The 12,020-nt window shown below is 67.8% G+C and carries 10 protein-coding genes; 3 read left to right on the top strand and 7 right to left on the bottom strand.

The annotated features are described in order from the left end of the window. Both ACFHPP_RS08170 and ACFHPP_RS08165 read right to left on the bottom strand, forming a co-directional pair. Positions 1 to 2,130: an NHLP family bacteriocin export ABC transporter peptidase/permease/ATPase subunit gene (locus tag ACFHPP_RS08170; RefSeq protein ID WP_437162774.1), complete on the bottom strand. Its 2,130-nt coding sequence runs from the start codon at positions 2,128 to 2,130 to the stop codon at positions 1 to 3. Between the two features lie 50 nt (positions 2,131 to 2,180). Continuing rightward, positions 2,181 to 3,473 (bottom strand): NHLP bacteriocin system secretion protein, encoded by a 1,293-nt coding sequence (locus ACFHPP_RS08165; RefSeq protein WP_437162773.1) that lies wholly within the window; start codon positions 3,471 to 3,473, stop codon positions 2,181 to 2,183. Between the two features lie 179 nt (positions 3,474 to 3,652). Between ACFHPP_RS08165 and ACFHPP_RS08160 the strand changes: the two genes are divergently transcribed. Continuing rightward, positions 3,653 to 4,705: a calcium-binding protein gene (locus tag ACFHPP_RS08160; protein ID WP_437162772.1), complete on the top strand. Its 1,053-nt coding sequence runs from the start codon at positions 3,653 to 3,655 to the stop codon at positions 4,703 to 4,705. Between the two features lie 15 nt (positions 4,706 to 4,720). Here the strand turns inward: ACFHPP_RS08160 and ACFHPP_RS08155 are convergent, their stop codons facing one another. The 4 genes from ACFHPP_RS08155 to pdxA form a co-directional block, all read right to left on the bottom strand. After that, complete coding sequence (locus ACFHPP_RS08155) at positions 4,721 to 5,806, bottom strand: dipeptidase (protein ID WP_437162771.1); 1,086 nt, start codon at positions 5,804 to 5,806, stop codon at positions 4,721 to 4,723. Between the two features lie 17 nt (positions 5,807 to 5,823). Beyond that, the gene (locus ACFHPP_RS08150; RefSeq protein ID WP_437162770.1) at positions 5,824 to 6,018 is read right to left on the bottom strand and encodes a hypothetical protein; all 195 of its coding nucleotides are present in this window, start codon (positions 6,016 to 6,018) and stop codon (positions 5,824 to 5,826) included. A gap of 230 nt (positions 6,019 to 6,248) precedes the next feature. Further along, complete coding sequence (locus tag ACFHPP_RS08145) at positions 6,249 to 6,986, bottom strand: pyridoxine 5'-phosphate synthase (protein ID WP_437162769.1); 738 nt, start codon at positions 6,984 to 6,986, stop codon at positions 6,249 to 6,251. Next, positions 6,983 to 7,969, bottom strand: coding sequence for a 4-hydroxythreonine-4-phosphate dehydrogenase PdxA (pdxA, locus tag ACFHPP_RS08140; RefSeq protein ID WP_437162768.1), 987 nt, complete (start codon positions 7,967 to 7,969; stop codon positions 6,983 to 6,985). The genes ACFHPP_RS08145 and pdxA overlap by 4 nt, the downstream gene beginning before the upstream one ends. A 53-nt stretch (positions 7,970 to 8,022) precedes the next feature. On the opposite strand from pdxA, the gene ACFHPP_RS08135 reads away from it, so the two are divergent. Continuing rightward, positions 8,023 to 8,898 carry an urease accessory protein UreH domain-containing protein gene (locus ACFHPP_RS08135; RefSeq protein WP_437162767.1) on the top strand — a complete coding sequence of 292 codons (876 nt, stop codon included), beginning with the start codon at positions 8,023 to 8,025 and terminating at the stop codon, positions 8,896 to 8,898. Between the two features lie 79 nt (positions 8,899 to 8,977). Then, complete coding sequence (locus ACFHPP_RS08130; RefSeq protein ID WP_437162766.1) at positions 8,978 to 11,218, top strand: calcium-binding protein; 2,241 nt, start codon at positions 8,978 to 8,980, stop codon at positions 11,216 to 11,218. On the opposite strand, the gene ACFHPP_RS08125 is transcribed toward ACFHPP_RS08130, so the two are convergent. Further along, on the bottom strand, positions 11,219 to 12,007 hold the full coding sequence (locus tag ACFHPP_RS08125) for a DUF2189 domain-containing protein (protein ID WP_437162765.1): 789 nt from the start codon (positions 12,005 to 12,007) through the stop codon (positions 11,219 to 11,221). Between the last annotated feature and the right edge of the window lie 13 nt (positions 12,008 to 12,020).

Here is a 12,020-nt window from a genome sequence, read left to right as displayed (position 1 = left end):
TCAGCCGCTCGCGAGCATGGTGCGGAACACGCCAGGGACCCGCGCGAGTTCTTCGGGGTGGCCCTGCTGGACGATGCGGCCACGGTCCATGACGATCACCTCGTCGCACTCCCGGACCAGGGCCAGCCGGTGGGCGATGATGATCATGGTGCAGCCGCGCCGGCGCAGGTTGCGCATCAGCGCCGCTTCGGAGCGGTTGTCGAGCGACGCCGTCGCCTCGTCCAGCACCAGGATCGAGGGGTCGGTCGCGATGGCGCGGGCGATCTCGATGCGGGCGCGCTGGCCGCCGGACCAGTTCCGGCCCTCCTCCGAAACCACGCCCGCATAGCCGCCGCGCCGCGCCAGGATCTCGTCGTGGATGATGGCGTCCTGCGCGCATTCGACAAGGCGCTCGTCCGCCAGGGTCGGGTCCCACAGCGCGATGTTGTCGCGGATCGTGCCGTCGAACAGGTAGCCCTGCTGGTCGACCACCGCGACTTCCCGCCGCAGCTCGTTCCTTGGGATGCTGTCGAGCGGCCTGCCGTCGATGCGGATTTCGCCCGACCAGGGACGATAGAGACCGGCGATCAGCAGCGCCAGCGTGGATTTCCCCGAACCCGACCCGCCGACGATCCCAAGCCGCCGGCCCGGCTCCAGCCGCAGGGAGACGCCGTCGAGCAGTGGCGCCTCCAGCCGGCTGTGCCCGAAGACCAGGCTCCGCAGTTCGACATGGCCGGCGAAGCGCGCCGCGGCGGCTTTCGCCGGAGCGGCGGCAAATTCGGCAGCAAGCGGATGGTGCATGGTGTCTTCGAGCAGGGTCAGGTTGGCCCTGGCGTCCTGCAACTGGGTGGCGACGGCGATGAGCTGCGCGACGGGCCCCATGAAGCCCATCGCCAGGGCCTGAAACGCGACGAGCTGCCCCACCGTCATCGCGCCGTTCATGATCTGCCGGCCGCCAAGGACCAGGACGGCCGATGCAGCCAGGATGGCGATGAAGGCCGGCAGGCCCTCCAGCATGGCGCGCCGCAGGGCCAGGCGCTGGGTGATGTTGGCAACGCCCGCCCGAGTCCCGGCGAGCTGTGCCAGGAGCAGGGACTCGCTGCCGGAGGACCGATAGGTCTCGATCATCTGCAGCCCCTGCTTTGCCAAGCCGTCGGAGCGGAGCGTGCGGGACAGCAGGCGCTGGTTGTCATCGCTGAGCGAGCGGCTGAGCCAGGCAAGCGCGGCGAGGTTCACGGCCGATGCCAGGACCACGATGAGGGTCAGCGTCACGTCATACAGAAGCATCGCCGCGGCATAGGCGGAGGCGGTGACCAGCCCTAGCAGACCTCTGCCGACATCGCCGGAGGCGAGGCGAGCGATGCGATCATTCAGCATGACGCGTCCGGTAACATCGCCCGGATGGCGTTGGGCGAAGAAGGCGACCGGCAACTGCGTCAGGCGCTCCAGGAACGCCGCAGACCCGGAAACCGAAAGTCGTGTCTCCAGCCGCAGCAGCAGGTCGAGCTGCAACCAGGTGATGACGGCCATTGCCGCGGCCGCGCCAGCCATGCCGTACAGCAGCGGCTGCAGCCAGCTGTCGAACCGGGCCACCAGCACGTCATCGACGAAGACCTGTGAGAAGGCGGGCACCAGCAGAGCCGGAACCATCAGCAGTACGCTGAGACCAACAAGGAAACCGAAGCTGGCCTCGTTGCCACGGAGCCGTCGCAGGATTCCAGACATCGCGCGCGGCTGCGATCCCCCCTTCTGGAAGTCGGGGCCGGGCTCAAGGGTGAGGGCGACGCCGGTAAAGCTGCGGTCGAGCTCCCGGATTGTGATGCGGCGGGGGCCGCTTGCAGGATCGTTGATGTGCGCGTGATGCGGTCCGATTCCCTCGATCACCACGAAATGGTTCATGCCCCAATGAGCGATCAGGGGCATTTTCATCTCGGCCAGGTGTTCCGGCTCCAGGCGGAAGGCCTGCACCATCATGCCGAACTGGCGCGCTGCGGCGGCGATGTGGCTGGCGCGGCTGCCGTCGCGGGAAACGCCGCAGGCCACCCGCAATTCCTCAAGCGCACACCAGCGGCCGTAGTGGCCGAGGATGATGCCAAGCGCCGCTGCACCGCATTCCACGGCCTCCATCTGGAGAAGCGTGGGCGTCCTCACTCGCTGGGTGGTGCGGGTCCGCCTCGGCGATAGCTTCAAGCCCGGCTCGTTCAAGGACTGGCGGCCTCCGCGGTGCTGGTCAGCCAGCCACGCAGCGCCGGGAAGGCCAGGCCGATGAGCCGCACGGATCGGACCGTGAACTCCGCCTCCGCGAGGGTGCCGGATTCGATGGCAAAGTCGGGCCCGCCGCCGGTGGACCAGCGCAGGCCGCTGCGTGTTGCCGCATCGCGGTCCAGGGCGACCTCGACTTCGAAGGGCGTGCCGAGGTCGGTGGTGAAGCTGCGCACCAGCTGGTCGTTCTGCAGGGTGCGCAGCAGGCCGGCGGAGGACGCCGGGACATGGGCGACGCGGATGATGCGGCCGTGGACGAAGCCGTGCTCCTCCCGCCGCGTGGAGGACGGTGAGACTTCCACGCGTAAGCCCTCCGCCAGCCGCTTGCCGTCCTGCGCGGTGACATAGAGGATGGCGACTGGCCCGCCGGGGCCGGAGGCCGGATCGCGCTCGATGGTCAGCAACGGCGTGCCGCGCTGCACCACCTGTCCCTCATTCACCTTCGCCTCCACCACGATCCCGGAATAGGGTGCGAGGACGGCGCCGAGGCGCAGCAGCCGGTCGCGGAGCGCCTGCGCCTGGCGGCCGGTTTCGTCCGCGCGGCGCTCGGCCTCCATGGTCTCACGCTCACGCTGGGTACGCTTCAGCGCCTGGTCGAGGACCAGTTGCTCACGCTCATTGCGCGCGGCGGCAATCTGCTCGCGCACCTGGAACACCTCGACGCGGGCGAACAGCGCGCGGTCGCGGTTCACCAGGTTCTGGCGCGACAGGCCCTGCAACACGTCCTCGCGCTGCATCATCATGCCGAGGCGCTCCTCGAGCAGGCGCAGGTTCTGCGTCAGCGCCGCGTCGCGGGCGATGCGGAAGGCATCCGCGGCGGCTTCCTCGCGCCGGTGGAAATCCTGCAGCTCCCGCCGATGGCGGGCGGCATCGGTCGCCTGGCCCTCGGCCAGCGCCAGTTGCAGCCGAACCTCCGATTGATCGACCCGTGCCACTGGCATGCCTGCCTCCACGCGGCTGCCGGGACGGGCGGCGAGGGCTTCGATCCGGCCATCAGTATCGGCGACGATGTCGACCACCCCGCCCGGCGGCAACAGGATGCCGCGCCCAGAAACCTTGACGGGAACGTCGACGAGCGAAGCCCAGACCAGCCCGACCAGGGCCAGTCCAAGCAGCCCGCCGCCGACACCCCAGGTCCAGGGGCGCATGACACGCAGGGCTTCGTCATACCGATCCGGTGCCGCCGCTTCGGCTACGGCCTCTCGGCGGAAGAGAGCGGGCGGCGTTGGCATGGATGGATCTCCCGGCGGCATCTCAATACTGAGCATCTCGCCCGGGGTAGATGAGGCTTCCCATTGGAATGGACTGATTCGGTGATAGGGAAAACCAAGCGTAGAACTTTCAATCCCATGTTGTCGAGCCGAACCAGCATGATTAGGTTTGCCTGAGACGCAGTCAGGAGAACAAGATAATGTCCAGCCAGGGTCCGCATGAAATCAAGAAAGAGACGCTTGATGGCGTCGTGGGTGGGTTCAGGGAGCAGTCCGGCGGCGCTGGCAATGACACCCTGGTGGGCGGCGACGGCAGCGACAAGCTGATGGGCTCGAACAACTGGGCGCCGGGTTCGGATGGCAACTGGCAGCCCGTGGGCAGCGGCAGCGACAACCTGAGTGGTGGCGGCGGGACCGACGAACTGCACGGCGGCGACGGAGACGACCTGCTGCGGGGCGGCGCCGGGCACGGCGACAAGGTGTTCGGCGGTGATGGCCACGACGTGTTGTTCTGGCGGACCGGCGACGGCAACGACGAACTTCACGGCGGCCCGGGTGCCGACACGGTGGTGGTCGAAGGCGCATCGGTGCAGCAGGTGATAAATGGCCTGCAGGTCAATGGCAGCGGCTACACGCTCGTCGAGAACCGCATCGTGTTCAATGGCCCGACCGATAATCAGTTCACCCTGAACGGCGAGACCGTCCGCTTCTTCGGCATCGAGCAACTCACCATGCCGGATGGTCATTCGGCTCAGCCGCCGCCGGCACCTCCGCCGCCGGCGCCCGCGGGCGGAGACGTCGTCACTGGCACGTCGGGTGCCGACAACCTGGCAGGCTCCAACACCTGGGGGGCCGGCAGCGACGGATCCTGGCAGCCCCAGGGCAGCGGCAATGACACGTTCCTGGCCGGTGCCGGCAATGACCAGGCGCATGGCGGTGACGGCGACGACACCTTCCGCATGGGCACGGGCGACGACAAAGCTTTCGGCGGCGACGGCAACGACACCTTCGTCTGGAGCGCGGGCGACGGCAACGACGAGTTCCACGGCGGCCCGGGCCACGACTCGGTCATCATCGAGGGAACGCCCTTCAGCAGCCTGACCTCGCACAGCATCGCCATGTACGAGGGCGGGTCCTACCGGTTCGAGGGGAACTCGATCGTCTTCAACGGACCGTCGAACGGCCAGATCACCCTGAACGGCCAGATCGTGAAGTTCTTTGGGATGGAGCGGATCAACTTTACCAACGCCTGATCCGCGCCTTGCCGGTCAGCGCGCGGCCCTGAGGGTCGCGCGCCAGACGCGGAGGAAATTGCCCGACCACAGCAGCGCCAATTCCCGGGGTCCATAGCCACGCCGAAGCAGTTCTGCACTGACGGCTCCGGTCATCGAGGCATCTTCCCATCCGGGAACCCCGCCGCCGCCATCGAAGTCGGAGGAAAGCCCCACATGGTCGATGCCGATCCGGCGAACGGCGTAGTCCACATGGTCCACATAGTCGGCGAGCGTCGCCGCCGAAGCCCCGTCGGGTTGGGGCGCGCGCAGGAAGCCGCCGACGGCGGTGATCTGGATCAAGCCGCCCACATCCCGAAGCGCGTCGAGTTGGACATCGTCCAGGTTGCGAGGATGGTCACGCAGGCTGCGGCAGCAGGCATGGGTCGCGACGATCGGCGTGCGCGACAACTCGGCCGCCTGCAGCATGGCGCTGCGAGCGACATGCGAGACATCCACGATGAGGCCGACCCGGTTCATTTCCTGGATTGCGGCGCGCCCCAATGCCGAAAGACCACCGTGCAGGATTTCCGCATCGCCGAGGTCCCGCCGCGGTCGGGCCGCATCCGACAGCGCATTGTGCCCGTCATGCGTCACCGTCAGGTAGATGGCGCCAAGGCGGCGCCAAAGAGCGAGGCGACCGAGATCCTCGCCCATGGCGTAGCCATTCTCGACCCCAAGCAGGATGGCAAGGTCACCTGCGGCGGTGCAGGATTCAAGCTGGTCGGGCGTCGTACAGACGCGCCGGCGCAGCGGAGCATCGCCTTCCGTGGCGGCGATGGCCCTCAGCATCGCCTCCGCGCGCGCGCCGGCCTTCGCATGACCCTCCGCGGTCAGCGGCCCCTGCGGCACGAAGGCAATGAAGACAACACTCTTTAATCCACCCGCCTGCATCTTTGCGAAGTCGACGCGCCGCGTCGTGGGCCCGGCCGGATCGGGTGTGTCTGGCCATGGGATGTCGACATGGGTGTCGAGCGTCAACGTCGCCGCGTGAATGGCGGCATGGCGTTCAGTCTCGCCGGTCGGGTCGGCCTGGATAACGTTCATGCCCAGGACGCTGGCCGGCCGGTGCGCCTTCGTCAACTGCCATGCCGCACCGATCAGCCGAGGAGGTGCAGCAGCGCGATGGCGCAGCCGACGATGCCGAGCGGCGAAAGAATCGCCAGAACCGCCTCGGTTGGGAAAGGTTCGCCGGCGGTCCAGGCCGACCCGGCCGTTCGCACCGGAACCGCGATGGTCGCTGGGTAGGTCAGCACGCGGCGGCGCCGCGCCCGTGCCGGGGGCATCGGAATCACGCTCGCGGAACGCCTCGGTGCCCGCCGAGTCGGGGGCGCCTCAAGCTGGCTGAGAGACCAGAGGGGGATGGTCTGGCGCGCCAATCCTGTCCTTTGCATTTGAAATCGCGTCCCCCTTCCGTAAAGCCCGCCTTGAGGGACCGGCTCCGGTGATTCTCTCAGCAAGGTCCCTCAGCAAGGTCTCTCAGCAAGGTCCATGCCTTGCCAAATGCAACAGCCGACCCGGGGCATCAGGCTTGCGGGCGTCGCGCTGCGTCGATCAGGCTTCGCATCCGGCGCACCGCGGATGGCAGGCCCTCGAAGACGCTCTGGCTGATCAGGAAATGCCCGATCGAGACCTCCGAGACCTCGGGGAGGGCGGCAACGCCAGCGATGCAGTCGAAGTCCAGGCCGTGTCCCGCATGACAGAGCATACCCGCCGCCTCGACCGCCTTCGCACCTGCCGCCAGCCGGGCGAGGTGGGCGGGGCGGTCGGCCGGCTGGGCATCGGCATAGCCCCCGGTGTGCAACTCGACGCACCGCGCCCCGATCCGGGCCGCGGCCTCGATCTGCGCCGGGTCCGCCTCGACGAAGATCGAGGTCCGGATGCCGCCGTCGTTCAGTCGCCGGACGGTACCGGCGAGGTCGTGGCCGCCTTTCACCACATCCAGCCCACCTTCCGTGGTCAACTCCTGCCGCTTCTCAGGCACCAGACAAACGGCCTCCGGAAGCACACGCAGTGCGATCGCGACCATCTCCGGTGTCGCGGCCATTTCCAGGTTCAGCTTTGCGGGGACCTCCGCCTTCATGCGCTCGACGTCGCGGTCCCGGATGTGGCGCCTATCCTCCCGCAGGTGGATCGTGATCCCCTCGGCCCCAGCGGCCAGGCAGAGATGCGCCGCGGCGACGGGGTCCGGGAAGCTGCCGCCTCTCGCATTTCGCAAGGTCGCCACGTGATCGACATTGATGGACAGCAGGATCGGTATCATGCGGATGCTCCCCTTGCGCGGGCGGTGGCGATTTCGGCGGCCATCCGGATGGCCGCCACGAGGCTGCCGGGATCCGCCTGGTCCCGGCCCGCGATGTCCAGCGCCGTCCCGTGGTCAGGGCTGGTGCGCACGATGCTGAGGCCCAGGGTCACGTTGACACCTCCATCCATGTCGAGGGTCTTCACCGGAATCAGCGCCTGGTCGTGATACATGCAGAGCGCGCAGTCATAGCCGGCGCGGGCGCGGGGGGTGAACAACGTGTCCGCGGGGAGTGGACCCCTGGCGTCGATCCCCGCGGCGCGAAGCGCGGCGACGGCGGGAGCCACGATTTCGATATCCTCCCGGCCCATGGTGCCGGCCTCCCCGGCATGCGGGTTGAGCCCGGCAACGACGATCCGCGGTGCCGCAATGCCGAAATCGCCGCCGAGGGCCTCGGCCACGGTCCGGCCATGCTCGACGATCAGCGCCGTTTTGAGCGAACGGACCGCCTCGCTCAGGGCCATGTGCACCGTCACCGGAACGACGCGAAGGCCAGGGCAGGCGAGCAGCATGACCGGTGGCCGGTCGCCGCCTGCCAGTTCGCCAAGGAATTCCGTATGACCCGGATGTCGGAAGCCGGCGGCGGTCAGGACGGATTTCTGGATCGGGTTGGTGACGATGCCGCTGGCCTGGCCCGACAACGCGAGTTGCACCGCAGTCTCGATGGAGCGGATGACGGCCTGGGCATTGGCTGGGTCTGGGTGCCCTGGGTACGAGCGCGCCGGCAGCTTGATCGGAAGAACGGGCAGTGCCTCGCGAAAATGCCGGCTCGCCTCGCTTGGCGAGGCGATGATGCTGATCGGGATATCCTGCAGGAGATCGGGGTCGCCGACGAAAAAGAAAGATGGGCCGGCTGCGCGGATGGCGCGCCAGGCCTTCGCGGCGATTTCGCCTCCGATGCCCGACGGTTCACCCATCGTCACGGCAAGAGAATCGGTTGTCATGAGCAGGGGCGTAGATCGGTTTTCGCGCCGCCGCTACCCGCAGCTCCGGCAGCTTGACCTGGCGCAAGGTCTGGGCTCCCCGGACGCGCTACAGCTCGATCATGCTTGCGAACTGCCTTCATGATCTGACGGCGCTGGGACCTGGCGGGCTCGGCCCTCTCCTGCTCACCATGCTGGTTGCCGGACTTGCCGGAGGCGCGACGCATTGTGCCGGCATGTGCGCACCCTTCGTTCTTGCCCAGGTGACCGCCAACGCCGCGCAGCATGGCGGTGGTACCCTGGCGCGCCTTTCTGGCGCGGGTCTGGTCCCCTACCACCTCGGCAGGATGCTCGGCTATTCGGCGTTGGGCGCGATCGGGGGTGGCGGGATCGGTGCGCTCAGCCAGTTGCCAGGCTTCCGGCAACTGCTCGGGGTGATGCTGCTTCTCGCCGCCTTCCTGATGGTCCGACAGGCGCTCAGCAGGCTTCCACACCCATGGCGCTTCCGCTTCCAGGCAGGTGCCCCTGCCATGACCGGCCGGGGTGGTCGTGCGGGCGGCCGTTATCTGGTCGGCCTGTGGAACCGGATCCGCCGCCCTGCCCAGCGAGCATCGCCGAAGCAGTCCGGTGTCCTGATGCAAGGTGTTTCACGGCTGCTTGCGAAGCCGACCGGCTGGAACGGAATCGGCCTGGGCCTCCTCCTGTCCGGGCTTCCCTGCGGCCTGCTGTATGCGGCGCTGGCGGCTTCTGCGGCAACCGGTAGCGCCCTGGCAGGTGCGATGAGCATGCTGGCCTTCACGGTGGGTACCGTCCCCTCGCTGTTCGGTGTCGCCCTGCTGGGTCGGTTCTTTCTTCGTGGCAGTGGCAATACCGTCCGGATCGCGGGCGCCGCGCTGTTCCTGGTGAACGGAGGAGTGCTGATGGCCATGGCCGCTCGCCTGCTCGGCTGATTCGGTCATCCCACAGCACGCGTTGACGCGATTTCAACCTGCTTGGCCTCCTGCTGTCTCGACCAGGAGGGGTTTTGGAATGTCTGTCTCGATCGGCGGCACCGTCCCCGACGTGATCCACGAGAATTCACGGCCTGGCGACTGGGTCGCCTACCTCACATTCCCTGCGGAGGTCACGTCGGCCGCACTGGCTGGGCCGGATGTCGGGCATTTCGTGTCCACATCCAGCCTCAGCCGCAGGCTGATGACGATCACGACCTTCCAGCAGTTCGACGCGGAGCAGTTCGCGCCGGGGACGATCTTCAACCTCGGCCTGAGCGTCGAGATCGCCTCGGTCTGGACGGCGCTGCCGGCCACTCATGCGGTCGCACTTCTCGATGTGGACGACACGCCACCGCAGGGCCTGCGCTTCAGTTCCGGCGGCGTGGTGCTGGCGACGGATGTCGCGGCCCCGATCGGCAATCTGGTCGCCGATGACCCGGATACGGCCGGTCCTCTCTCATACCGTGTCGCCTGGCCGGACTACGCCTTCTTCGAGATCGTCGGGTCGGAGCTTCGCCTGCGGCAGGGAGTCGACCTTGTTGGCCTTGGCGGAACCGTGCGGGAGGTGCTGATCGAAGTCTCGGATGGCCACAACACCTCCGCCTTTCTCCTCCCCGTCACCGTTCTGCAGTCCGGCCCGCTCCCGGGCTTTGCTGTGATGGACGGCACCTTCGTTGACGACCGCCTGGAAGGCACCGAGGCAGCCGACGCGATCTTCGCGCATACGGGGGATGACGAGATCCTCGGCAGGGGGGGTGGCGACAGCCTGCATGGAGGCGAAGGGGCCGATACTCTGTACGGCGGGGAAGGGGGTGACACCCTGCACGGCGACGACGGCCACGATCGGCTGGATGGAGAAGCGGGCGACGACAGGCTGTTCGGCGGTGCCGGCAACGACTGGCTGGAGGCCGGAAGTGGAATCGACGAACTGGACGGCGGTGAGGGTGCCGACACTCTCGTGGGCGGCGCAGGGTCGAACCGCCTGGTTGGCGGCCCCGGAGACGATGTCTACCTGCTCTACAGCCCTGCCGATGTCTGGGTCGAGGTGCCTGGTGGCGGCAATGACGAATTGGTGGTCGCCTGGACGATGTCGATGCCGGCGGAGATCGAGCGGCTGCGCCTTGCCCATGGTGCAGGCGACCTGGGTGCCTACGGAAGTGCCCGGGCGGACACTCTCCTCGGCAACGATGGAGCCAACCGGCTCGAGGGGCGCGAAGGCGATGATGTTCTCCACGGTTCGGGCGGCAGCGATACCTTGGAAGGGGGCGATGGATCGGATCTGGCTCTGGGCGGAGACGGCGACGATCTGCTTCTCGGCGGAGCGGGCGCCGACACGCTTCTGGGCGGGACCGGACAGGATCGGCTGCTGGGTGGCGCGGGCAACGACCGGCTGGATGGGGAGGCTGGCAACGACCTGCTTTCCGGCGCCGACGGCGATGATCACCTGGCCGGTGGAGAGGGCGCGGATCTCCTTGCCGGTGGTCTCGGCGCTGACGTGCTGGAGGGTAGCGCGGGCCCCGATTCGCTTCATGGCGGCGACGGACATGACCTGCTGATGGGCGGCGACGGCGATGATCGCCTTGAAGGTGGTTCAGGCAACGACACCCTCGATGGCGGGCCGGGTGCTGATGATCTGCAGGGTGGCGCCGGCAACGACCTGCTGCGCTCAGGCGGTGGCCTGGGGGACGTGCTGAGGGGCGGCGCTGGAGCGGATACGCTGGATGCCGCCTCGGGCGACCGTTCGGGAAGCCTGCTGATGGGGGGGGCGGGCGACGACATCTACATCATCGATTCGCGCGGGGACCAGATCATCGAGTCCGCGGGTGGGGGCGCCGACTCGGTTTGGGCCAATCTGGCAGGCGGGGGGTACCTGCTGCCGCCGCATGTCGAGAATCTCTCGCTGCAGGGCACGGCAATATTCGGCATGGGCAATGACCAGAACAACTCGATCGCCGGCAACTCGCTTGCCAACTACCTGTATGGCGGCGATGGGGCCGACAGGCTCCGGGGCGGGCGCGGCGATGATACTCTGGAGGGCGGCGAGGGGTCGGACCGCTTCGTGCTGGAGATGAACTCGGGCCTGGATACCGTGCTGGATTTCTCGCCAGGGGTCGATCGGCTCAGCGTTCCCTCCGCCGGCTATGCCACGACAGCCGCGTTGCTGGCAGCCCTCACCGCCAATAGCGCCGGGTCCTTCCTGCCGCTCGGCAGCGGCGGGGTTGTGTTCATTGGCCTGTCGCCCGCCCGGTTCCTGGCGGGGGACATCGATCTGATATGATCAACGGACCAGGTCGCGATAGGCATGCCAGGTGGCGTGCGCGATCACAGGAAGTACGAGTGCGAGCCCAAGGAAGAAGGGCACAAGCGCCATCGCGGTAAAGATGACGATGAGCCCGGCCCAGAGCGACATGGCGCGCCAATTCTTCAGCGTCGCGCGGATGGAGACGGCGACGGCCTCGAAGGCCGAGATATCCCGGTCCACCAGCATCGGGATCGAGACGGCCGTGGCAGCGAACGCGATGGTCGCCAGCACAAACCCCATCCCGGTGCCGACCACCAGGAAAGGCAAAAGGTTTGGCGACCGCAGCATGGCCACGGGCACGGCCTCGATCGCCGGCGCGAAGCCCAGGCCAAAGAACAGGGCAAACAGCAGGCCGGCCATGCGCACCCAGAAAAGGTGAAGGAACAGCAGCGCCGCGCCCATGAGCATCAACTGGGGTGCGTGCCGGCGGAACCCCCGGAGGCACAGTCGGAGGGTGACCGGCTGTCCAGCCTCCCGCAGTCGGCTCGCCTCGTACATGCCGGCGCCGAGGAAAGGCGCCATCAGGAAGAAGCCCGCGGTTGCAGGGAGCACCGCCCAGGCGATCCCGGTTCCCAGCAGCAGGCCGCTCAGCAGCCAACCGGCCGCGACCACCGCGCCACCGTAGCAGAATCCGATGTGCGGCATGGCCCTGAAATCGGCCCAGCCCGCCGCAATCCAGGCCCAGGGGCGGTCGGGCGGAACCTGGGTTTCGGCTTCGATCACCGCGGCAACCGGCGTCATCGAGTCATCCATCTGCGTGGTCATGGGCCACATCTTT

This window comes from Falsiroseomonas sp. E2-1-a20, assembly GCF_051433195.1.
Classification (GTDB): Bacteria; Pseudomonadota; Alphaproteobacteria; order Acetobacterales; family Acetobacteraceae; genus Falsiroseomonas.
The sequence above is the reverse complement of the archived record's forward strand: the minus strand, read 5'-3'. Positions and strand labels throughout refer to the sequence as shown.